This window comes from Brevundimonas guildfordensis (assembly GCF_014836405.1).
Lineage (GTDB): Bacteria > Pseudomonadota > Alphaproteobacteria > Caulobacterales > Caulobacteraceae > Brevundimonas > Brevundimonas guildfordensis.
Genome location: NZ_JACSQU010000001.1, coordinates 857,514 through 878,329, shown reverse-complemented (window position 1 = coordinate 878,329; position 20,816 = coordinate 857,514). Strand labels below are relative to the sequence as shown.

Sequence of the window (20,816 nt, the reverse complement as noted above, 5' to 3'; positions counted from 1 at the left end):
TCAGGCTTCCAGCACGACCAGGGCTTCGCCGAACTCGACCGGCTGGGCGTCGCCCACCAGGATTTCAGCCACGACGCCGTCGCGCGGCGCCTGGATCGGGTTCATCGTCTTCATGGCCTCGACGATCAGCAGGGTCTGGCCCTTCTTGACCTTGTCGCCGGCCTTGATGAACGGGTCCGAACCCGGCGCGGGCTGCAGGTAGGCGGTGCCGACCATCGGCGACTTCACCTCTTCGCCCGAGCGGGCGACGATGGTGGCCGGGTCCGACGGCATGGAGGCCGGGGCGGCGGCGGCCGGCGCGGCGTGCGCGACCGGAGCCGGGGCGGCGGCGTACTGGATCGGGGCGGCGGCGACGGTGACTTCGCGCTTGACCTTGATCTTCAGATCGCCGCGCTCGACCTCGATCTCGGTCAGGTCGGTGTCGTTCAGGATGTCGGCCAGGCTGCGGACCAGATCGGCGTCGATGTTCTTGTTCTTGTCGTCGGACATGAGGGTCTCTTCTACTTGATCTTCAGACGGCGCGCGCCGGTCAGCCCTTGGTCCCGGCGCGACGCGCCAGGTCCAGAGCGGCCCGGACGGCCAATTCATAGCTGCGGGGACCGAAGCCGGCGATCACGCCGGTCGCGGCCAGGGACACATAGGAGTGATGCCGAAACGCCTCGCGCGCGGCGGGGTTCGACAGGTGGCATTCGACCACGGGGATGCTCAGCGTCTTCAGCGCGTCGAGCAGGGCCACCGAGGTGTGCGTGAAGGCGGCCGGGTTGATGACCAGGGCGTCGGCCTCAAGACGGGCTTCCTGGATCCAGTCGACCAGTTGGCCTTCATGGTTCGACTGGCGGAACACCACGCGCGCGCCCTCGGCCGCCGCCTCGCACATCGCCTGAACGTCGGCCAGTGTCTCGCGGCCATAGATGTCCGGCTCCCGAACCCCCAGCAGGTTCAGGTTCGGCCCGTTCAGGACATACAGGGTGAGAGTTTCGGGCATTCGCTCGCAAAACAGGCGCGCCGCCGCGCGGAATCGAGCGCGCGTTGTAGCCCAGGTGGCGCGCGGCGCAAAGCGGGTGGGGAAAAAGGGTGACGTAAGGGGAGGCTGGCGGCGGCGAGCCTAGCCTGAGAAGCCGATTAATACCGCTCAGCGATCGTTCCACGATCCGGCTTGAACGGCGTGGATGATGCTTGCCACTGTCAGGCTGCGATAGGTGCGCTCACCTCGCCATTCGCGAAATTCACGCAGAAAGTTTAGCTTGAAGTTATGGCCCACCTCATTGGGAGCGTAGCGTCGCAAATCCATCAGGCTGAAGTCAGTCCCGAACGGCTGCCTGATTGCGTCAATGGCGTCAGCCAAATCATCGCCCGCGAGATGGAGATCGTAGTAAAGTTCAGCCTCATCGTTGATCGGCTCCTCGATGTAGAATTCCCGTCGCAAGGTGCCCACGATGTGGTCACGTATGGCATTTGCTGATTGAGCGATTTCGTCGGCCATATCGGGAGTGAACGACAGATGGTCGATGCCCGCAATAGGGGCGACAGCTCACTGAAGTCGTGGATTTGATGTCCCGCGCCGGAACGCCCATTATCTGACGTCTCCGAAAGAGGCCTTGCCTCTCCACCCTGCATCCTCTGGAGCGATCAGTTTGCGTATCGAAGTCAACGGCGAGGCGCGGGACACCGCAGCCACGACCATTCTGGGTCTGGTTCAGGAGTTGTCGCTGGACCCCAAGAAGGTGGCGGTCGAGCGCAATCTGGAGATCGTGCCGCGTTCTCTGCACGGCGAGACGGCGCTGGCAGAGGGCGACAGGATTGAACTGGTGCAGTTCGTGGGCGGCGGCTGAGGCCGCACTATGCTCCGCTCATCCCGGCGGACGCCGGGATCCAGTCCTTTGGCGACAGGTTCGCCCTTCAAAGGGTGCGCGTGAGGTTCTCACTGGATCCCGGCGTCCGCCGGGATGAGCGGGAGGAGGATAGCTCATCAATTCCCGCAACGGCGCTTCCCCCCAGCGGCGGGCGGCGCTACTTCCCTAGGCATGACTGACACCGCTCCCCGCACCGACAGCTGGACCGTCGCCGGCCGCACCTTCAACTCGCGCTTGATCGTGGGCACCGGCAAGTATCGCGACTACGCCCAGAACGCGGCGGCGGCCGAGGCTTCGGGCGCCGAGATGGTCACCGTGGCCGTGCGCCGGGTGAACCTGACCGATCCGAACCAGCCGGTGCTGACGGACTTCATCGACCCGAAGAAATACACCTATCTGCCCAATACGGCGGGCTGCTTCACGGGCGAGGACGCCGTGCGGACCCTGCGCCTGGCGCGCGAGGCGGGCGGCTGGACCCTGGTCAAGCTGGAGGTTCTGGCGGACCCCAAGACCCTGTTCCCCGACATGGAGGAGACCCTGCGGTCGCTGAAGCTGCTGACCGCCGAGGGCTTCGAGGTCATGGTCTATTGCACCGACGATCCCGTCTATGCGCGCAAGCTGGAGGACGCGGGCGCCGTGGCCATCATGCCGCTGGGCGCGCCGATCGGCTCGGGGCTGGGGGTGCAGAACCCGATCAACATCCGCCTGATCGTCGAACAGTCCAAGGTGCCGGTGCTGGTCGACGCAGGCGTCGGCACGGCGTCGGACGCGGCCATCGCCATGGAGCTGGGCTGCGACGGGGTGTTGATGAACACAGCCATCGCCGAGGCGCGTGACCCCATCCTGATGGCCAGCGCCATGAAGCACGCCGTCATCGCCGGGCGCGAATCCTACTTGGCTGGGCGGATGAAGAAGCGGTTCTACGCCGACCCGTCCTCGCCGCTGGCGGGGCTGATCTGATCTCCTCCCCACGACGTGGGGAGGTGGCGCGGAGCCGATAGGCGACGTGACGGAGGGGCCGCTTGGTTCCGCCGCAAGCCCCTCCACCACTTGGTGGTCCCCCTCCCCATGAAATGGGGAGGAAAGCACAGACGTCAGCCCTTTTTCTTGGCCGCCTCGATCAGGGCGCCGATCTCGCGCGGGTCGATGCCGGGGCTGGCGACGCCGTTGATGAAGAAGGTCGGCGTGCCCTGCAGGCCCAGGGTGGCGGCGGCCGTGTGGATGTCGGCGACGTGGCGCGTCATCTCGGGGGCCGACATAGCGACATTCGCCTTGGCCATGTCGACGCCGTTTTCAGCCAGGATGCGGTCGATGGCGGCGCGGTCCAGCGCCCGTTCGGCCATCAGGGCGTCATAGACGGCGAGGTACTTGCCTTGCTGATGCGCGGCCAGGGCCGCCCGGGCGGCGTACTGCGAGGTGACGTCCTCGCCCCGGTCCAGGATCGGCCAGTCCTTGAAGACGAAGCGCACCTCGGGGTGGGCGGTCATCAGGGCGCGATATTCGGGCGCCACCGCCTTGCAGCCAGGGCAGCGGAAGTCGAAGAACTCGATCACCGTCACCTTGGCGTTCTCAGGGCCGAAGACCGGATCGCGCGGATCGATCGCCAGCAGGGCGGGGTTGGCGGCGGCGGCGGCGTTGATGCTCTGAACGCGCGACTGGGATTCGGCCGTCTCACGCGCGGCCAGCACCTCGTCCAACACCTGGGGATTCTGGATCAGATAAGCCCGCACGCGCTCGCCAAAACCGCCGGTCAGATAGGGCGCAGCCGACAGCGCCAGGGCGAGGGCCGACATCCCTGCCGCAGCCCATCCCAGCGTCGTGCCCGACAGCCCCAGGCGCGCCTTCTTCGGCGTGACGGTCGGGGTCGGTTCGGGGCGCGCGTCTTCAGTCATCAGCATCTCGTCTTATCAGGCAGTGCAGTAGGGGCGGGAAGGGCTCATTCCCCGCCGGGCGGGATGACGCCGGAGCGGCTGCGCTGTTCATTGCGGCGCTCGGCGTCGGTGATGTCTTTCTCGGTCGCGCCCGAGGCCAGGACGATGTCGGTGGCCCGGCGCCATTCGATAGAACTGCGGTCCAGCATGTCGCGGGCCCGCATGGCGAACTGGGCCGCCTGATCCGGGCGACGCAGGGCGAACCAGTATTCGGCCGAGGCCAGACGCGCCTCGCCCTCCTTGCCCTGGCTGGAATAGGCCTGGGACAGCAGGCGCCATGCCAGGTTGTTGTCCCGCTCCAGCGCCAGGGCTCGCTTCAACTGGTTCTCGGCCTCGGCCAGCTTGGTCGTGTCATTGGTCTCGATCAGGGCGTGGGCCAGGTTGATGCGCAACAATGGCGCGTCCGGCTTCAGCTCGACGGAGCGTTCGTGGGCGCCGATGGCTTCGGCCGGTCGGCCTTCCTCGAACAGGATCTGGCCCTTGAGCTCCCAGAAATAGGGGTTGTCGGGCTGTTCCGTCAGCAGGACGTCGACCGCGTCCAGGGCCTTCTGCGTCTGGCCGTCCCGATACCAGGCGATGGCGCGGGCGTAGCGGGCGGGCAGGGAGGCGTCGCTGGACGGGTAGTCGCGCAAGGTGGCGTTAGGCGCCTCCATGAAGGCGCGGATCTTGGCCACGACCAGGGCGTGCTCAGCCATGCGCTGGGGGCTGTCGCGCTTGTCGTAGTGGGAGGCGGCCTCGACCGCGGGGCGCAGGGCCTCGATCCGCTGCGACGACAGGGGGTGGCTGCGGAAATAGGGATAGCGGCGCTGATCAGAGAAGATTTCCTGCGAGCGGAAGTTCTCGAAGAACTCGACCATGCCGCGCCCGGATTCCCCGGCGCGCTCCAGGGCGCGGGCGCCGGTGATGTCGGCCTCGCCTTCCTGGCTCTGCATGTAGCGCAGGGCGCCCAGCGTGCCGAAATACTGGCTGGAGGCCAGCAGCGCCGCCCCCGCGTCCGGCGCGCCCGCGATGGCGGCCAGGGCGCCCAGGGCCATGGTCATGATCATTGGCTGCATGCCAGCGTTCTGGGCGCCGTCGCGCAGGGTGTGGCGGTTCTTGATGTGCCCGGCTTCGTGGGCGATCACGCCAAGAAGCTGATTGGGGCTCTTGGTGCGCAGGATCAGGCCGGTGTTCAGCCCCATGATCCGCCCGCGCGTCGCGAAGGCGTTCAGGTCATCATCGTTGACCAGAAGGATCTCGACCTCGTTGGGATCCAGTCCCATGGCGTCAAGCACCGGCTCGGACCAGCCGTCGATAATGCCTTCGATCTCGGTATCCCGGATCAGGCTCTGCGCCTGGGCCGAAGCGGCCGAGGCCAGCACCGCGAGGGCGCCGACCCCGGCGATCAGGTGGCGTCGGAAGCGGGGTGCGGCGGGGGGCGTCCTGGTCATCAAGCACTCCAGAGCGATAGTCTCCCCCGCAGCTTCCAGCCTAATCGTGTCCGATCAACGGCGCCACCAGCCGCGCTTGGGCTTCGACGGCGGGGCGACGATCTGGTTCGGATCGTCAGCGATGATCGCGGCGATATCGACTTCGGGCGTCGGCGCAGGGACTGGTTCGGCCAGGACGACGGCTTCCTCGGCCAGAACCTCCTCGATCGCCTGCTCGATGCGGGCGGCCACGGCGGGCGTGACGTCCAGTTCGGCCGGGACCGGGGTCGATTGCTCGGCCTCGGCGGGAGCCTCAGCCTCAGTAGCGATCGCCTCGGGGGCGGCGGCTTCGGCCTGTTGCTCGGCGGCGACCTCGTTCAGCTCTTCGGCGATGGCCGAGGTCACCTTGCGGCGGACGCGGCGGCGCTTGGGAGCTTCAACGGGTTCGAGGGCCGGGGCGGCCTCGGTCGCCGCTTCGAGGGGCGATTCCGCAGAGGCTTCCGACGTTTCGCCTTCGATCACCACGGCGATGGGCGTGTCGGGCGAGCCGACAGGCGGCAGGCCCTCGTTGACGGCGCGATCCTCGACCTTGGCGTCGTGCGACACGTCGCCCCGGCCGCGGCCACGACCGCGACGACGGCGCGAGCGGCCGTTGCGGCCTTCGCCTTCGGTCGCCTGTTCGGCCCGGATGTCGCGCGGCTCGTCGCTGCGCTCGACGTCGTCCTCTGCGAGTGATTCGCCGCGGACCGGCGCCGGGTTGATCGGGTCGAACCAGACGTAGGGATCCTGCAGCGACGGCGTACGGCCGCGCACCCAGGTGAAGACGTCGCGTTCGCCTTCCTCGCGGACCCGGCGACCGCCGCGGCGGCCCCGGCGACGACGGCCGCCGCGACCGTCATCATCGTCCTCGACGGCGACGGTTTCGGCTTCGTCGTCGCGGCGTCCACCACGACGGCGGCGACGGCGGCGGCTGCCCCGGTCGTCCTCGTCCTGTTCCGCGCGCACGCCGCTTTCGTCGTCGGCAGCGTCTTCAGAGTCCAGTTCGGCCTCATCGTGATCCTCGCCGAAGTCCTCGTCCTCGTCGTGATCCTCGTCTTCATCGTCGAAGGCGCTGTCGTCGAAGCCGTCGTCCAGGTCGGCCAGGTCGATGTGGCTTTCCGGCGCGACGAAGTCTTCGTTCGTCTCGGTGCGCTCGATCGAGTGTTCGCCCTGGGCCAGGCTGTCGTCGATCTGAATGACGACGTTCAGGCCGCGCAGTTCCAGCAGGGACTGCAGGTAGGCGCGCTTGTGGTTCAGGATGTACAGCGCCACGGCGGTGGATACGCGCAGGTTCACCGAACCCGCGCCGTTCTTGCCGGCCTCGATGTCGACCGCGCGCAGGGTGGTCAGAGCCGCCGATTCGGCCGAGCGGACGCGCCCGGCGCCCTGGCAGCATTCGCAGACCTCGGTTGCGCCCTCGATCACGCCGAGGCGGCGACGCTGGCGGCTGATCTCCATCAGGCCGAAGCCCGAGATCCGGCCCATCTGGATGCGGGCGCGGTCCTTGGCCAGGGCGTCTTTGAGGGCCTTCTCAACCGCGCGGTTGTTCTTGCCCTCGTCCATGTCGATGAAGTCGATGACGATCAGGCCGGCCAGGTCGCGCAGGCGCAGCTGGCGGGCGGCCTCGACGGCGGCTTCCATGTTCGTCTTGGTCGCCGTGGCCTCGACGTTGCGCTCCTTGGTGGAACGGCCCGAGTTCACGTCGATGGCCACCAGGGCCTCAGTCTGGTTGATGACCAGATAGCCGCCCGACTTCAGCGGCACGACCGGCTGGTGAATCTGGGTCAGCACCTCTTCGATGCCGTTCGAGGCGAACAGCGGACGCGAGCCCTGATAGAGGTGAATCTTCTTGGCCTGGGAGGGCATCAGCACGCGCATGAAGTCGCGCGCCTGCTTGAAGCCCTCAACGCCCTCGACCTGAATGCCGTCGAAGTCCTTGTCGTACATATCGCGCACGGCGCGACGGACCAGGTTTTCTTCTTCGTAGATCATCGCCGGCGCGTTGGAGCTCAGCGTTGTCTCGCGGATCGTCGACCACAGGCGCAGCAGATATTCATAGTCGCGCTTGATCTCAGCGCGGGTGCGCTTGGCGCCCGCCGTCCGGATGATCAGGCCCATGCCCTGCGGCACCTTCAGCGCAGCGGCGGCAGCCTTCAGGCGGCGTCGGTCCGAGGTGTTGGTGATCTTGCGGGAGATGCCGCCGCCTTTGCCGGTGTTCGGCATTAGCACGCAGTAGCGACCGGCCAGCGACAGCCAGGTGGTCAGGGCCGCGCCCTTGGCGCCGCGCTCGTCCTTGACGACCTGCACCAGCAGGATCTGACGGCGCTTGATGACGTCCTGGATCTTGTAGCGGCGCATCAGGCGACGCTTCAGACGCTCCTCGTCGGCCAGGCCGCCGTCCGATTCGCCGTCGTCGCTCTCACGGCCCAGATCGTCATGATCGTCGTCATCTTCCGAGTGCGCTTCGGCCATGATGGCTTCGCGGTCGGCGACCGGGATCTGATAATAGTCCGGGTGAATTTCGTTGAAGGCCAGGAAGCCGTGGCGGTTGCCGCCGTACTCAACGAAGGCGGCCTGCAGGCTTGGCTCTACGCGGGTGACCTTGGCGAGATAGATATTCCCGCGAAGCTGACGGCGCGCGCGGGATTCGAAATCGAATTCCTCAACCTGGCGGCCGTCCACGATCGCGACGCGGGTTTCTTCCGCGTGCGCCGCGTCTATCAACATGGTTTTTGACATTGAAGGTCTCTCTCAGGCGCGCCAGGCCGTGCGCCGCGATCTCAGTCGCGGGAATGGGGGCGGCTCGCCGAATGGAAATGAGGGTCCGGGCGCGCGTCATCCCCTCGCGAAAAGCGAGCGCGGCAAGGTCTTGCCGAAGGGGATCGCAGGCGTAGTGGCCCATACGGTTGTCGGTCCTGGGTTCGAACGCGCCGATCAAGGCTGCATCCCGAACCCGTTCGTCGGATCGGCGGCCAGGCCGGGCGATCCTCGGAATAGGTGAAAGTCAACGCCGCGAGGAGGGCGCGGCCGGTCCCGCAAAACTGCGGGCGGCGCGATCAGTCGCATGCGGAGCTCATAATAGGCACATGCAGCGGAAAATAAAAGAACCGCGACGGTAAGAGGTCTTAACGAAATCCTTAATCTGCGGCGGCATCCTGCAAGGACAAACTACAGGGTAACTTCGGTTCATGGCCGGTCGGTGGCGTGACAATCTGGCCCGTTGGGGCGCGCAGGAATGGACGATGACGGCCATCGCCTTCGTCGTCGTCTGCGCGGTCGTGCTCACGGCCGGGCGCGGGCTGGCGTTCGGGCCGGACGGCGAGGTCATGCGGCTGCGCTTCGGCGGCGACGCACAGCGCACCCGCATCGTGGTCGATCTGGGCCGAAGCACGCGCGGTCAGGTGATCGAGGACGGCTCTTCGGGGCGGGTCATCGTCGCCCTGTCGGGCGTTCAGCCCGGCCGAGGACTGGACGGTTCGGGCGCCGGCCTGGTGCGCGGCTATGAGGTGTCCGCCTCGGGGTCGTCGTCGCGCGTTCGGTTGGACCTGGCGCGCGGCGCCGAGATCGAGCGCCGCTTTCTTCTGCCTCCCGGCGATGGGGTGGATCACTATCGCTATGTCATCGACCTGAAGGCGACGGGCGCGGCGGCCGCGCCGGCGGCCGCGCCACGCCGCGAGCAGGTCCGGACTGAGAAGCCCCTCATCGTCATCGACGCCGGCCACGGCGGTCGCGACCCCGGCGCTCAGGGCCAACAGGTTCAGGAAAAGGTCATCACCCTGGCCGCAGCGCGGGACCTGAAGGCCGCGCTGGAGCGCACCGGCCGCTATCGCGTGCGACTGACGCGCGATGGCGATGTCTATGTCGCCCATGGTCGCCGGGTGCAGATGGCGCGTGACGCAGACGCGGACCTGTTCATCTCCTTGCACGCCGACGCAGGGTCTGACCCGGCCCTGCGCGGCGCCAGCGTCTACACCCTGTCCGAACAGGGCGCCGGGCGGGCGGTGCGCGAGTTCACCAAGGGCGAAGACTGGCAGCGCGACCTGCGCCTGCCGGGCCGCGACCCCTCGGTCGACCGCATCCTGCTGGACATGACCCAGCGCGCTACCCAGAATCGCTCGGCCCAGTTCGCGCGGGTGCTGCTGACCCATATCGAGGGCGACAACCACCCGCTGCTGCGCCGCAGCCACCGCGACGCCGGTCTGGCGGTGCTGCTGGCGCCCGACGTGCCTGCGGTGCTGCTGGAGATGGGCTTCATCACCAACCCGGAAGACGAGCGCGTGCTGAGCGACGAACGCGCCCGGCGCCGCCTGATGCGCTCGGTCGCCGAGGGCATCGATCGCTATTTCCGCGAACCCGCCGCCCCGGTGATGGTCGCGGGCGAGATCGCCGGGGGCTGAGGCCTCAGGCGTCCAGCGCCGCTTTCGCCCGCCTGAAGATGTCCTCGAACATCTCGGCGGTCAGTCGGCCGGTGTTCGTGTTCAGCCGCGAGCAGTGATAGCTGTTGATCAGCGTATAGGTGCCGACCTGGCCCTCGACGCCATGTCCGGCTGGGATGGCCGAGCCGGGGTAGCCCAGTGTCCGCAGGATGCTGCGCCGGGACACGTCGCCCAGCGTCACGATCACCTTCAGCCGGGGCAGGGCGGCCAGTCGATCCACAAGGAAGGGGCGGCAGGTGGTTTCCTCCGTCGCCGTCGGCTTATTCTGCGGCGGAGCGCAGCGCACGGCGTTGGTGATCATGCAGTCGACCAGCCGCAGGTCGTCGTCGCCGTCGGGGTCGTAGCGGCCTTCAGCGAAGCCGGTCTTCTTCAGCGTGTCATACAGCAGCCAGCCTGCGTGATCCCCGGTGAAGGGGCGGCCTGTGCGGTTGGCGCCGGTGCGGCCGGGCGCCAGGCCTGCGATCAGCAGGCGCGCGTCCGGGTCGCCGAACGAGGGCGCGGGCCCGTTCCACCAGTCCGGGTTCTGACGCGCATTCTCGGCCCGATAGGCGACCAGACGCGGGCAAAGGGGACAGTCGCGGGGCGGCTCCGGGTTCAGAAGAGCGCTCACGCGCGGTCGTTCCGATCCAGGGTGCGGGTCACGCCCTGATTCATCGGGGCCTTGGGCTTGCCCACCTCACTGACGATGTCGGCCAGGTCGATGAAGGCGTCGGCCTGACGGCGCAGGTCGTCCGAAATCTGCGGCGGCTGGCTCTTGACCGTCGAGACGACGGTGACGCGCACGCCCTTGGCCTGCATGGCCTGCACCAGGCGGCGGAAGTCGCCGTCGCCGGAGAACAGCACGGCGTGGTCCAGGCGCGGCGCCAGCTCCAGCATGTCGACCGCGATCTCGATGTCCATATTGCCCTTGGTGCGGCTGTGCCCTTGCGCGTCGACATAGCGTTTGACCGGCTTGGTCACGACGGTGAAGCCGTTGTAGTCGAGCCAGTCGACCAGGGGGCGGATCGGAGAGAATTCCTCGCCCTCGATCACCGCTGTGTAATAATAGGCGCGCATCAGCCGGCCCTCGCCGGTGAAGCGCTGAGACAGTTTCTTGAAGTCGAGATCGCAGTTCAGGGCGCGCGCGGCGGAATAGAGGTTGGCGCCGTCGATGAACAGGGCGATGCGGTCGTCGGGATGGTCGGTCATGAAGAAAATGAGTCCGTCGGAATGATCGAGAAAATGAACGCCCGGAACGACACGGCCGAAACGGCGTCTGATCTGGACGACGCAGTCATCGTCGCCCTGGGCTGCAATGACAAGGGCGCATGGTCGTCGTGCGTCGAGGCGCTGGAGGCGGGTCTGGCTCGATTCCGCGCCGAGGGGGTGGATGTGCTGGCGCGGTCGTCCTGGTGGTCGTCGCAGGCCTGGCCCGATCCGACCGATCCGCCGTTCCTGAACGGGGTGGTGATCGTCAGCACTGCGCAGGACGCCCGAACCCTGATGCGGACGCTGGCGCGGATCGAGGATGTCTGCGGGCGGGTGCGCACGGCGCGCAACGCGCCGCGCACCCTGGACCTGGACCTGATCGCCTATGGGCGGCTGAGCGGCGACCTGGATGGGCTGATCCTGCCGCATCCGCGCGCGGCCGAACGGCTGTTCGTCATGGGGCCGTTGGCCGAGCTGGCGCCGGAGTGGAGGCACCCCGTGTGCGGCCGGATGGCGCGCGAACTGGCTGCAGAGGCGCAGGTCGGGCGCGACGCCTTCCCTCTGCGCAGGGCTTGACCGGAGCGGCCTGTCGGGCGAGGGGAGGGGCGACGGACGCCGATCCGCCTCAATGACGCCTTTGCGGCGTTGCACAATCGGCTTTCAACCTATATTTTGTGCGGTTCTCCCTGCCGCCAGAGGATTTTCATGGCCCGCGTCACTGTCGAAGACTGCATCGAGAAGGTGCCGAACCGCTTTGGTCTGGTTCTGCTGGCCGGCCACCGCGCCCGCAACATCGCCAACGGCGCCGCGCTGACGCTGGACCGCGACAACGACAAGAACCCGGTCGTGGCCCTGCGCGAACTGGCCGACGAAACCGTCGTGCCGGAAGAACTGCGCGAGAACATCATCACCACCCTGCAGCGCGTCGATGAGCGCACCGAGGCCGAGGACGAAGCCGAAGTCGTGGCCCTGCTGGCCGAGCCGCAGCACATGAACATGGCCGAAGCCGAACTGATCCGCGCGCTGCAGAGCGACCGCGACGGGGGCCAGGAGGAGCGCTACTGACGACCGACCCGGTCACCAAGGTAGCCAGGCGGACGGCGCGGCCTCAGATGGACACGCCGATGGACCCCGCCGCGAATCTGCAAGACAAGACATCGGCGTCGTCTCTTCCCGAGGCGGCGCCGAAGTCGTCTGAAGGCCCTGCATTGTCTGATACCAAGCGCGCACCGATCATGCGCCAGTTCGAACTGATCGAGGCGGTCAAGGCCTATGACCCGACCGCCGATGAGGCGCTGCTGAACCGCGCCTATGTCTATGCGATGAAGATGCACGGCTCGCAGTTGCGGGCCTCCGGCGATCCCTATTTCGCCCACCCGATCCAGGTCGCGGGCATCCTGACCGACTATCGGCTGGATACGGCGACCATCGTCACCGCCCTGCTGCACGACGTGGTGGAGGACACCTCTGCCACACGCGACGACATCGCCGCCATGTTTGGCGAGGAAATCGCCGTCCTGGTCGAGGGCGTGACCAAGCTGTCGCGGCTGGAGCTTCAGGCCGAGCATACGCGCCAGGCCGAGAACCTGCGCAAATTCATCCTCGCTATTTCGCGCGACGTGCGGGTGCTGCTGGTCAAGCTGGCCGACCGCCTGCACAACATGCGCACCCTCCACTTCGTGAAGCCGGAGAAGCGCGAGCGCATCAGCCGCGAGACGCTGGAAGTCTATGCGCCTTTGGGCCGGTCGATCGGCATCCACTCCATCGCCGCCGAGCTGGAAGAACTGGCGTTCGAGCATTTGAACGCCACGGCCCGCGTCGCCATCCAGCGGCGTCTGGAGGCGCTGAAGCTTGAGAACGGCAGCGCCATCGAGGCCGTCTCGCCTGAAATCGAGCGGGTCCTGGCCGAAGCCGGGGTGCAGGCGCGGGTCAAGGGGCGGGAGAAGACGCCATATTCCATCTGGCGCAAGCTGCAGCGCAAGACGGTCGGCTTTTCGTCCCTGTCGGACATCTACGGCTTCCGCGTCATCGTGGAGAGCGAGGACGACTGTTACCGCGCGCTGGGCGTCATTCACCGCGCCTGGCCGATGGTGCCGGAGCGGTTCAAGGACTTCATCTCCACGCCCAAGTCGAACAACTACCGCTCGCTGCACACCACGGTGGTCGGGCCGGGCGGCCTGCGCATCGAGATGCAGATCCGCACCGAGCTCATGGATCGCGTCGCCGAGGACGGCGTGGCGGCGCACTGGGCCTATAAGAACCAGTCCTATGGCTTCGACCGCGAGGCGATGGAGGCCGACGGCGGCCGCGACCCCCTGCTGAACCTGCGCCATCTGGTTCAGGTGATCGAGCACGGGGAGGGGGGCGAGGACTGGGTCGAGCACGCCAAGCTCGAGATGTACCTGGATCAGGTCTTCGTCTTCACGCCCAAGGGGACGCTGATCACCCTGCCGCGCGGCGGGATGCCGCTGGACTTCGCCTATGCCGTCCATACCGAGGTCGGCGACACGGCCGTGGGCGTCAAGATCAACGGCGAACTGAAGCCCATGCGCACCGCGCTTCAGAACGGCGACGTGGTCGAGATCATTCGCGGGACCAAGCGGGAGGTCCCCACCGACTGGCGCAGCCTGACGGTCACGGGCCGCGCCCGCTCGGCCATCCGCCGCCACATCCGCACCTCCGAGCGTGAAGAGTTCGTGCGTCTGGGCAAGACGACGCTGGAGCAGACGCTGGAGCGGGCGGGCAAGTCGCTGGGCGAGGTCAAGCTGACGGAGGTGCTGAAGACCTTCGCCATGCCGTCCGAAGAGGACATGTTCGACGCCATCGGGCGCGGCCGCCTGACGGCGACGCGGGTGGCCGAGACTTTGTTCCCGGCGCTGAAGGGGCAGTTGAAGGCCGGGCCGGAGCGCAAGCGCATCGGCGAGGAATCGCCGCGTCTGTTCGTGCGCGGCGGCGGGCTGACGCCCGGCGTCAGCATCCATTTCGGCCAGTGTTGCTCGCCGGTGCCGGGCGACCGCATCGTCGGCATCCTCGAGCCGGACAAGGGGCTGACGGTCCACACCATCGACTGCCAGAGCCTTGCAGAGTTCGCCGACGACGACTCCGTCTGGCAGGACCTGCAATGGACGCCGCAGGCCGAGCGCAGCGCGGTCGGGTCGGTCAAGCTGCACGCCACCCTGACCAATGCGCGCGGCGTGCTGGGGCAGGTGGCCTCCATCATCGGCGAGGCGGGCGGCAACATCCTGAACCTGTCGATGGCCCATCGGCAGCACGACTTCTATGACGTCGACATCGACGTGGAGGTCGAGGACGCCCGCCACGCCACCATGATCATTGCGGCGCTGAGGGCCAATCCTTACGTCGATACGGTCGATCGCGCGCGCGGCTGAGCCGCGCCGACGCCATCCATTTTCTCAAAGGTCGAAATGTCTCCCGAACAACAAAGACTCGCCAACGAAGCCCAGGTGGCCTCGCCGTCCTATCGTCTGGCCGCCCTGGATCAGGACTTCCTGTTGGGCGAATCGATGCGCGGCGTGCGCTTCCTTATGGAGTATGAAAAGGCCGAGCAGGCGCTGAAAGCCTGGGGCGTGCGTTCGACCATCGTGGTCTTCGGCAGCGCCAGAGTGGGCGCCAACGGCGACGGCCGCCACGCCTATTGGTACGAACAGGCCCGCCAGTTCGGCCGCATCGCCTCTGAACGCGGCGGCGCCTTCCGGGGCGAGCCGGGCGAAGTGCGCGACAACGTCATCGCCACCGGCGGCGGGCCGGGCATCATGCAGGCTGCGAACCAGGGCGCGCACGAGGCCGGGGCGCCGTCGATCGGCTTCAACGTCACCCTGCCGCACGAGCAGTTCCCGAACCCCTGGTCGACGCCGGAACTGACGTTCCAGTTCCACTACTTCGCCATGCGCAAGATGCACCTGGCCATGCGGGCCAATGCGCTGGTGGTGTTCCCCGGCGGCTTCGGCACCCTGGACGAGCTGTTCGAGATCCTGACCCTGCGTCAGACCGGCAAGGCGCCGCCGATCCCCATCGTCCTGTTCGACGAGGCCTATTGGCGCTCGGTCGTCAACTTCGACACCCTGATCGAGCACGGCATGGTCAAGGCCTCTGACATGGATCTGTTCGCTTTCGCCGACGACGCCGAGACGGTGTGGGCCAAGCTGCTGGAAGGCGGGCTGAAGCCCAACTGCGAGATCAAATAGGGCGCGGGTTGAGGGGCGTCGTCACAGGGTCTAAGGACGGCTTTCATGAACACTGAAGACGTCCTCAACGAATTCCGCGACGCCGGCGCCCTGCGCGAAGGCCATTTCGTCCTCTCGTCCGGCCTGCACAGCCCGGTCTTCCTGCAGAAGAACCTGGTCTTCATGGACGGCGCCCGCTGCGAGCGCCTGTGCAAGGCGCTGGCGGAAAAGATCGTCGCCACGGTCGGGCCTGTCGACGCGGCGATCTCGCCCGCCGTCGGCGGCATCATTCCCGGCTATGAGACGGCCAAGCACCTGAACGTCCGCTCCATGTATGTCGAGCGCGAGGGCGGCGAGTTCAAACTGCGCCGCGGTTTCTCGGTCGAGCCGGGCGAGAAGATCGTCATGGTCGAGGACATCGTCACCACGGGGCTGTCGTCGCGCGAATGCATCGCCGCGATCCAGAAGGCGGGCGGCCATGTCGTCGCCGCCGCCTGCATCGTCGACCGCTCGGGCGGCAAGGTGGATGTGGGCGTGCCACTGATCGCCCTGGCCTCGATGGAGGTGCCCGCCTATCCGGCCGACGCCCTGCCGCCGGAACTGGCCGCCCTGCCGGTCGAGGATCCGGGCAGCCGCCGCCTGTCAAAGTAGAGAAGAGAGAACGGGATGAAGCGTCAGCGGGTTCGTCTGGGCGTCAATATCGATCATGTCGCCACGGTTCGTAACGCGCGCGGCGGCGCTCATCCAGATCCGGCCCGCGCGGCCGAGGCGGCGCTGGCGGCCGGAGCCGACGGCATCACCGCCCACCTGCGTGAGGATCGTCGTCACATCACCGACGCCGACATCGATGTGCTGACGGCCCTGTGCCGCCGCGCGGACAAGCCGCTGAACTTCGAGATGGCGGTGACCGAGGAGATGCTGTCCATCGCCCTGCGCCACCGGCCGCACGCCGCCTGTCTGGTGCCCGAGCGGCGCGAGGAGGTGACGACCGAGGGCGGTCTGGCCGTCGCCGGTCATGAGGCCCGCATCGCCCCGGTGGTGAAGGCCCTCTCGGACGCCGGAATCCGCGTCAGCCTGTTCATCGAACCGTCCGAGGATCAGGTCGAGGCCGCCGCCGCCGTCGGCGCTCACGTGGTCGAGTTCCACACCGGCCGCTATTGCCTGCTGGGCGATCCGGCCGAGCGTGAAGCGGAGTTCGAGCGTCTCGCCGCCGCCGCCGCCCAGGCTGATATTCTGGGGCTGGAGGTCCATGCGGGCCACGGTCTGAACTACGCCACGGCGGGGTCGATCCTGGCCATTCGCGAGATCGTCGAGCTGAACATCGGCCACTTCCTGATCGGCGAGGCGGTCTTCGTCGGCCTGGACGCCGCCATCCGCCGGATGCGGGCGGCGATGGACGAGGCGGTTTCGTGATTATCGGAGTCGGCGCCGACCTGTCGGACATCCGTCGGATACAGGCGTCGTTGGACCGTTTCGGCGACCGTTTCAAACAGCGTGTCTTCACCGAGCTGGAGCGCGCCCGCTCGGACCGGAAGGCCGACCCGGCGTGGAGCTACGCCAAGCGGTTCGCGGCCAAGGAAGCCTGCGCCAAGGCGCTGGGCACGGGGATGCGCTCCGACGTCTACTGGCGCGACATGGGGGTGGTGAACCTGCCGTCCGGGCAGCCGACCCTGGCCCTGACCGGCCACGCGGCCGAGCATCTGGCCCGCTTGACCCCGCCGGGTCATGAGGCGCGCATCCACCTGACGCTCAGCGACGAACATCCCTATGCGCTGGCCTTTGTGGTGATCGAAGCTCTGCCCAAGGCCTGATGCCGCTGCGAAGGTTGCGGTTCCTTCATCATCCAAAGTCTTGCTCGCGGCCGTTTCAGCGACTACGCCTCGACCTTCAAACCCCGCGTTCGGCGGGGGATTCGAGCAGACGATGAGCGACGACCCCAAGGCGAACGGCGGAGCGGCCAACCCAGCTCTTCATCCGGCTGAACAACGGCCGATCTGGAGCGATGACGGCGACGCGCCATTCGACATCGGGGACGACCCCGAGGCGCTCGATAGCGAGACCCCGATCTATGCGCCCCGGCGCTCCAGGAAGGCCAAGCGAGTGAAGAAAGAAAAGTCCGCGAGCAACGAAACGGTCGAAATCATCAAGACCGTCGTTTTCGCCCTACTGATCGCGCTGGTGCTGCGGGTGCTGCTGTTCCAGCCCTTCACCATCCCGTCGGCCTCGATGGAGCCGAACCTGTACGAGGGCGACTACATCGTGGTGTCGAAGTGGTCGTACGGCTATTCCAAGCACTCGATCCCGTTCAGCCCGCCGGTGTTCAACGGCCGCATCCTGGGGCGCGAGCCTGCGCGCGGCGACATCGCCGTGTTTAAGCTGCCGCGCGACAACAAGACCGACTACATCAAGCGCGTGATCGGCCTGCCGGGCGACAAGGTGCAGATGATCGCCAACAAGCTCTACATCAACGGCGCGCCGGTTCAGGACGTGGTGGTCACTCGCGCCGAGATGGCGGACATGTTCGGCCCGCGCGCGGTGACGCAGGTGCGCGAGACCCTGCCGGGCGGCAAGAGCTTCATGACCCAGGACTACGGTCCCGGCAACGAACTGGACGACACGCCGCTGTATGAGGTTCCGGCCGGCCACTACTTCATGATGGGCGACAACCGCGACAACTCGATCGACAGCCGCGTGGAGATGTCGTCGGGCGTGGGCATGGTCCCGGCCGAAAATCTGGTCGGCAAGGCCGAGATCATCATGTTCTCGTGGACGCCGGGCGCCTCGCTGTTCAACCCGGTCAGCTGGTTCGCCAATGTGCGCTTCAGCCGGTTCTTCAAGATCCTCGATTGATGGCCGGCGGACGCACGAACGTGCGCGCCGAGGCCGTGGCGGCCCTGCGTCGCCGTCTGGGGCATGACTTCAGGGACGCCTCCCTGCTGGAGCATGCCCTGACCCACTCCAGCGTGGGCGAGGGCGCGGGGCCGCAGGTTCCGGCAGACAATGAGCGACTGGAGTTCCTGGGCGACCGGGTGCTGGGCCTGCTGGTCGCCGACCGCCTGGTGCGCGAGTTTCCGGCGGCGGACGAGGGGCAGTTGTCAGCCCGCCTGCACGCCCTGGTCGACAAGACCGCCTGCGCCCGCGTGGGCGAGCGACTGGGTGTCGGCGACGCCCTACGCCTGTCGCCCGGCGAGACCAAGACCGGCGGCCGCAGAAAGGCCGGAGTCATCGCCGATGCTGTTGAGGCGATCCTGGCGGCTGTCTATCGCGACGGCGGCCTGATCGCGGCGCAGGCCGTTTTCGAGCGCGCCTGGGCCGAGGAACTGGCTGCGCCCCCGGCGCCGGCCATTACCAATCCCAAGTCCGCCCTGCAGGAGTGGGCGCAAGCCCAGGGCCGCCCGCTGCCGACCTATGACGTGGTCCGGCGCACCGGCTCGGACCATGCCCCGACCTTCACCGTCGAGGCCACGGTGACCGGCTATGAACCCGCCCAAGCTCAGGGGCGTTCGCGACAGGAGGCGGAAAAGGCCGCCGCAGTCGCTCTTTTGAAACGTGAAGGCGTGATTTGACCGAAACTCCCGAAACCACCGACATCAGCAACCAGCACGCGGGCTTCGCCGCCATCATCGGCGCGCCCAACGCGGGCAAGTCGACGCTGGTGAACCGGTTGACGGGCTCCAAGGTCTCGATTGTCACCCAGAAGGTGCAGACCACGCGCTTCCCCGTGCGCGGCATCGCCATCAAGGGCGACGCCCAGATCGTGCTGGTGGACACGCCCGGCATCTTCACCCCGCGCCGCCGTCTGGACCGTGCGATGGTCGCCTCGGCCTGGGGTGGGGCGCAGGACGCCGATGTCGTGGTGCACCTGATCGACGCCCAGTCGCACATCGACGCGGAAGGCCGTGAAGGCACGCCTGCCGACCGTCGCTCGGCTGAGGACACCGAGACCATCATCGCCAACCTGCAGGCGACGGACACCAAGGTCATCCTGGCGCTGAACAAGATCGACGGGATGCGCCGCGACACCCTGCTGGCCCTGTCGCAGCGCCTGTTCGAGACGGGCGTCTATTCCGAGGTCTTCATGATCTCGGCCCTCAGCGGCGACGGCGTCGACGACCTGATGACGCGATTGGCGATGGCCATGCCCGAGGGGCCGTGGCTCTATCCCGAAGACCAGTCGGCGGACGTCCCCCTGCGCGTGCTGGCCGCCGAGATCACGCGCGAGAAGGTCTATCTGCGCGTCCACGAGGAGCTGCCCTATTCGGCGGCGGTCGAGACGACCAGTTTCGAGGATCGCCCCGACGGTTCGGCTCGCATCGAGCAGACCATCTATGTCGAGCGTGAAAGCCAGCGCCCGATCGTCCTGGGCAAGGGCGGGCAGACCCTGAAATGGATCGGGCAGAAGGCGCGCGAGGAGCTGATCGAGATCCTGGATCGGCCCGTTCACCTGTTTTTGACCGTCAAGGTCGATCCCAAATGGCAAGACTCAAAGGCATTGTACGCCCAGTTCGGCTTGGAGTTTGACGTCTAGTCTCGTGTTCATTGTTCCCAAGACTGCGGGCGGCAGGCCCTGGTTGCTCGGTTCGCTCGTCGCTGCTGGGCTGATTTCGGCCGGGGCCGGCGCTTGGTTCCTCAACGCCGTTGCGCCGGAGACCCAGGCGGCTGTCGCCAATCAGCCGCACGTGCCCAAGCGCCCGCCGGTCGAGGTGGTCGAGGCCCTGCCGCAGTTGAAGGAACGACTGGATCGTCTGGCCGCGAACAAGCAGTTCATAGGCGGGGTCCTGGTGGCCAAGGGCGATCAGGTGCTGTTTCGCCAGGTCTACGGCAAGGCGAACTATGAGCAGGACACGCCGTTCGCTCTGGACACCCGTTTCCGCCTAGCCTCGGTGTCAAAGCAGTTCACCGCCGTCGCGGTCCTGAAGCTTCAGGACGAAGGCAAGCTGTCGGTCAACGATCCCGTCTGCAAATGGATCGAGCCGTGCCCCGATGCGTGGGCGCCGCTTCGCATCCATCACCTGCTGTCGCACACCTCGGGCATTCCCGACCTGATGGCCCAGGCCGAGTGGGGGCGTATCCGCGTCACCCCCCGCACGCCGCAGGAGCTGACTGAAACCTCGGCGCAATATCGCCTGCAGTTCGAGCCGGGAACCAAGGTGCGCTACAACAACGCCGCCTTCAATCTTGCGGCCCAGATCGTGTCCAAGGCCAGCGGTCAACCGTTCGAGACCTATCTGGAGCAGTCCATCCTGCGGCCCTTGGGCATGAAGGATACGGGGTCGGACGTGAACGACGACGCCCAGGGTCTGGCCATGGGCTATGGCCTGTTCCCCGCCGGCCTGACGCCGCAGCCGATCGCCAACGTCAGCATCGTGGCCGGCGCCGGGGCGCTGTATTCGACGCTGGACGATATGCTGGCCTGGAACCGTGGCCTGCATCAGGGCCATGTGCTGAGCCGCAAGGCCTACGCCGACCTGATCGCCGACCACGCGCCCGACGACATGCCCAAGCGGCGCGGACCGCACCGCGCCTATGGTTACGGCGTCTATGTCAGCGCCCTGGGCGAGCGGACCTCGGCGCCCTTCAGCGATCGCCAGATCTATCACACCGGCAGCTGGGCGGGTTTCCGCAACCTGGTGTCCTATCAGCCTGATGAGCAGGTGACGGTGGTGGTGCTGTCGAACAACTACCACCTGCGCGACCTGGTGCTGCTGATCAATCAGCAGGCGATGGCCGAGGCCCTGGGCCGCCCGGTCCCGGCCGCGCTGGCGCGCTAGGGCGA

Annotated in this window: 22 protein-coding genes; 14 read left to right on the top strand and 8 right to left on the bottom strand. The window is 67.2% G+C overall.

All coding sequences use genetic code 11. The features are described from left to right. From accB to H9656_RS04235, 3 genes are all read right to left on the bottom strand, one after another. On the bottom strand, nt 1–489 hold the full coding sequence (accB, locus tag H9656_RS04245) for an acetyl-CoA carboxylase biotin carboxyl carrier protein (protein WP_191742994.1): 489 nt from the start codon (nt 487–489) through the stop codon (nt 1–3). Between the two features lie 40 nt (nt 490–529). After that, nucleotides 530–985 (bottom strand): type II 3-dehydroquinate dehydratase, encoded by a 456-nt coding sequence (gene aroQ, locus H9656_RS04240; RefSeq protein ID WP_191742993.1) that lies wholly within the window; start codon nt 983–985, stop codon nt 530–532. A 147-nt stretch (nt 986–1,132) separates the two neighbouring features. Next, nucleotides 1,133–1,483 (bottom strand): DUF1493 family protein, encoded by a 351-nt coding sequence (locus H9656_RS04235; protein ID WP_191742992.1) that lies wholly within the window; start codon nt 1,481–1,483, stop codon nt 1,133–1,135. A gap of 151 nt (nt 1,484–1,634) precedes the next feature. On the opposite strand from H9656_RS04235, the gene thiS reads away from it, so the two are divergent. Both thiS and H9656_RS04225 read left to right on the top strand, forming a co-directional pair. Continuing rightward, the gene (gene thiS / locus H9656_RS04230) at nt 1,635–1,832 is read left to right on the top strand and encodes a sulfur carrier protein ThiS (RefSeq protein WP_003168098.1); all 198 of its coding nucleotides are present in this window, start codon (nt 1,635–1,637) and stop codon (nt 1,830–1,832) included. 192 nt (nt 1,833–2,024) lie between these two features. Continuing rightward, complete coding sequence (locus H9656_RS04225) at nt 2,025–2,813, top strand: thiazole synthase (RefSeq protein WP_191742991.1); 789 nt, start codon at nt 2,025–2,027, stop codon at nt 2,811–2,813. A gap of 134 nt (nt 2,814–2,947) precedes the next feature. Here the strand turns inward: H9656_RS04225 and H9656_RS04220 are convergent, their stop codons facing one another. The 3 genes from H9656_RS04220 to H9656_RS04210 are packed head-to-tail and all read right to left on the bottom strand — an operon-like array spanning nt 2,948 to nt 7,971. Further along, entirely contained in the window at nt 2,948–3,745 is a 798-nt protein-coding gene (locus tag H9656_RS04220; protein WP_191742990.1) for a thioredoxin domain-containing protein, read from the bottom strand. A gap of 44 nt (nt 3,746–3,789) precedes the next feature. Further along, nucleotides 3,790–5,214, bottom strand: a complete 1,425-nt coding sequence (locus H9656_RS04215; protein ID WP_191742989.1) for a M48 family metalloprotease — start codon at nt 5,212–5,214, stop codon at nt 3,790–3,792. A 54-nt stretch (nt 5,215–5,268) separates the two neighbouring features. Then, nucleotides 5,269–7,971 carry an Rne/Rng family ribonuclease gene (locus H9656_RS04210; RefSeq protein WP_191742988.1) on the bottom strand — a complete coding sequence of 901 codons (2,703 nt, stop codon included), beginning with the start codon at nt 7,969–7,971 and terminating at the stop codon, nt 5,269–5,271. A gap of 449 nt (nt 7,972–8,420) precedes the next feature. Here H9656_RS04210 and H9656_RS04205 point away from each other — a divergent pair, with 449 nt between their 5' ends. Beyond that, a complete protein-coding gene (locus H9656_RS04205; RefSeq protein WP_191742987.1) occupies nt 8,421–9,629 on the top strand; it encodes an N-acetylmuramoyl-L-alanine amidase family protein in 1,209 nt (402 codons plus the stop codon). Between the two features lie 4 nt (nt 9,630–9,633). On the opposite strand, the gene H9656_RS04200 is transcribed toward H9656_RS04205, so the two are convergent. Further along, the gene (locus H9656_RS04200; protein ID WP_191742986.1) at nt 9,634–10,278 is read right to left on the bottom strand and encodes a uracil-DNA glycosylase; all 645 of its coding nucleotides are present in this window, start codon (nt 10,276–10,278) and stop codon (nt 9,634–9,636) included. After that, complete coding sequence (locus H9656_RS04195; RefSeq protein WP_191742985.1) at nt 10,275–10,856, bottom strand: LabA-like NYN domain-containing protein; 582 nt, start codon at nt 10,854–10,856, stop codon at nt 10,275–10,277. Before H9656_RS04195 ends, H9656_RS04200 begins: the two co-directional genes overlap by 4 nt. 21 nt (nt 10,857–10,877) lie before the next feature. On the opposite strand from H9656_RS04195, the gene folK reads away from it, so the two are divergent. The 11 genes from folK (at nt 10,878) to H9656_RS04140 (ending at nt 20,811) form a co-directional block, all read left to right on the top strand. Then, the gene (gene folK, locus H9656_RS04190; RefSeq protein ID WP_191742984.1) at nt 10,878–11,432 is read left to right on the top strand and encodes a 2-amino-4-hydroxy-6-hydroxymethyldihydropteridine diphosphokinase; all 555 of its coding nucleotides are present in this window, start codon (nt 10,878–10,880) and stop codon (nt 11,430–11,432) included. Between the two features lie 129 nt (nt 11,433–11,561). Continuing rightward, nucleotides 11,562–11,921, top strand: a complete 360-nt coding sequence (rpoZ, locus tag H9656_RS04185; protein ID WP_003168108.1) for a DNA-directed RNA polymerase subunit omega — start codon at nt 11,562–11,564, stop codon at nt 11,919–11,921. A 170-nt stretch (nt 11,922–12,091) separates the two neighbouring features. Next, on the top strand, nt 12,092–14,245 hold the full coding sequence (locus H9656_RS04180; protein ID WP_191743743.1) for a RelA/SpoT family protein: 2,154 nt from the start codon (nt 12,092–12,094) through the stop codon (nt 14,243–14,245). A gap of 36 nt (nt 14,246–14,281) precedes the next feature. Next, complete coding sequence (locus tag H9656_RS04175) at nt 14,282–15,061, top strand: LOG family protein (RefSeq protein ID WP_191742983.1); 780 nt, start codon at nt 14,282–14,284, stop codon at nt 15,059–15,061. Between the two features lie 45 nt (nt 15,062–15,106). Next, complete coding sequence (pyrE, locus tag H9656_RS04170; protein ID WP_024352979.1) at nt 15,107–15,691, top strand: orotate phosphoribosyltransferase; 585 nt, start codon at nt 15,107–15,109, stop codon at nt 15,689–15,691. 15 nt (nt 15,692–15,706) lie between these two features. Beyond that, entirely contained in the window at nt 15,707–16,453 is a 747-nt protein-coding gene (locus tag H9656_RS04165; protein ID WP_191742982.1) for a pyridoxine 5'-phosphate synthase, read from the top strand. Next, nucleotides 16,450–16,851: a holo-ACP synthase gene (gene acpS / locus H9656_RS04160; protein ID WP_191742981.1), complete on the top strand. Its 402-nt coding sequence runs from the start codon at nt 16,450–16,452 to the stop codon at nt 16,849–16,851. The genes H9656_RS04165 and acpS overlap by 4 nt, the downstream gene beginning before the upstream one ends. A 112-nt stretch (nt 16,852–16,963) precedes the next feature. Further along, the gene (gene lepB, locus H9656_RS04155) at nt 16,964–17,890 is read left to right on the top strand and encodes a signal peptidase I (protein ID WP_191742980.1); all 927 of its coding nucleotides are present in this window, start codon (nt 16,964–16,966) and stop codon (nt 17,888–17,890) included. Beyond that, a complete protein-coding gene (gene rnc / locus H9656_RS04150; RefSeq protein ID WP_191742979.1) occupies nt 17,890–18,606 on the top strand; it encodes a ribonuclease III in 717 nt (238 codons plus the stop codon). Before lepB ends, rnc begins: the two co-directional genes overlap by 1 nt. Further along, nucleotides 18,603–19,568: a GTPase Era gene (gene era, locus H9656_RS04145; RefSeq protein WP_191742978.1), complete on the top strand. Its 966-nt coding sequence runs from the start codon at nt 18,603–18,605 to the stop codon at nt 19,566–19,568. Before rnc ends, era begins: the two co-directional genes overlap by 4 nt. A 43-nt stretch (nt 19,569–19,611) precedes the next feature. Next, the gene (locus tag H9656_RS04140) at nt 19,612–20,811 is read left to right on the top strand and encodes a serine hydrolase domain-containing protein (RefSeq protein ID WP_225212217.1); all 1,200 of its coding nucleotides are present in this window, start codon (nt 19,612–19,614) and stop codon (nt 20,809–20,811) included. The last annotated feature ends 5 nt before the right edge of the window (nt 20,812–20,816 follow it).

Excerpts from the sequence above, each read along its gene's own strand:
- accB (WP_191742994.1), bottom strand. The coding sequence starts at position 489 with ATGTCCGACGACAAGAACAAGAACATCGACGCCGATCTGGTCCGCAGC.
- aroQ (WP_191742993.1), bottom strand. The coding sequence starts at position 985 with ATGCCCGAAACTCTCACCCTGTATGTCCTGAACGGGCCGAACCTGAAC.
- H9656_RS04235 (WP_191742992.1), bottom strand. The coding sequence starts at position 1,483 with ATGGCCGACGAAATCGCTCAATCAGCAAATGCCATACGTGACCACATC.
- H9656_RS04225 (WP_191742991.1), top strand. The coding sequence starts at position 2,025 with ATGACTGACACCGCTCCCCGCACCGACAGCTGGACCGTCGCCGGCCGC.
- H9656_RS04220 (WP_191742990.1), bottom strand. The coding sequence starts at position 3,745 with ATGACTGAAGACGCGCGCCCCGAACCGACCCCGACCGTCACGCCGAAG.
- H9656_RS04215 (WP_191742989.1), bottom strand. The coding sequence starts at position 5,214 with ATGACCAGGACGCCCCCCGCCGCACCCCGCTTCCGACGCCACCTGATC.
- H9656_RS04210 (WP_191742988.1), bottom strand. The coding sequence starts at position 7,971 with ATGTCAAAAACCATGTTGATAGACGCGGCGCACGCGGAAGAAACCCGC.
- H9656_RS04205 (WP_191742987.1), top strand. The coding sequence starts at position 8,421 with ATGGCCGGTCGGTGGCGTGACAATCTGGCCCGTTGGGGCGCGCAGGAA.
- H9656_RS04195 (WP_191742985.1), bottom strand. The coding sequence starts at position 10,856 with ATGACCGACCATCCCGACGACCGCATCGCCCTGTTCATCGACGGCGCC.
- folK (WP_191742984.1), top strand. The coding sequence starts at position 10,878 with ATGATCGAGAAAATGAACGCCCGGAACGACACGGCCGAAACGGCGTCT.
- rpoZ (WP_003168108.1), top strand. The coding sequence starts at position 11,562 with ATGGCCCGCGTCACTGTCGAAGACTGCATCGAGAAGGTGCCGAACCGC.
- H9656_RS04180 (WP_191743743.1), top strand. The coding sequence starts at position 12,092 with ATGCGCCAGTTCGAACTGATCGAGGCGGTCAAGGCCTATGACCCGACC.
- H9656_RS04175 (WP_191742983.1), top strand. The coding sequence starts at position 14,282 with ATGTCTCCCGAACAACAAAGACTCGCCAACGAAGCCCAGGTGGCCTCG.
- pyrE (WP_024352979.1), top strand. The coding sequence starts at position 15,107 with ATGAACACTGAAGACGTCCTCAACGAATTCCGCGACGCCGGCGCCCTG.
- H9656_RS04165 (WP_191742982.1), top strand. The coding sequence starts at position 15,707 with ATGAAGCGTCAGCGGGTTCGTCTGGGCGTCAATATCGATCATGTCGCC.
- lepB (WP_191742980.1), top strand. The coding sequence starts at position 16,964 with ATGAGCGACGACCCCAAGGCGAACGGCGGAGCGGCCAACCCAGCTCTT.
- rnc (WP_191742979.1), top strand. The coding sequence starts at position 17,890 with ATGGCCGGCGGACGCACGAACGTGCGCGCCGAGGCCGTGGCGGCCCTG.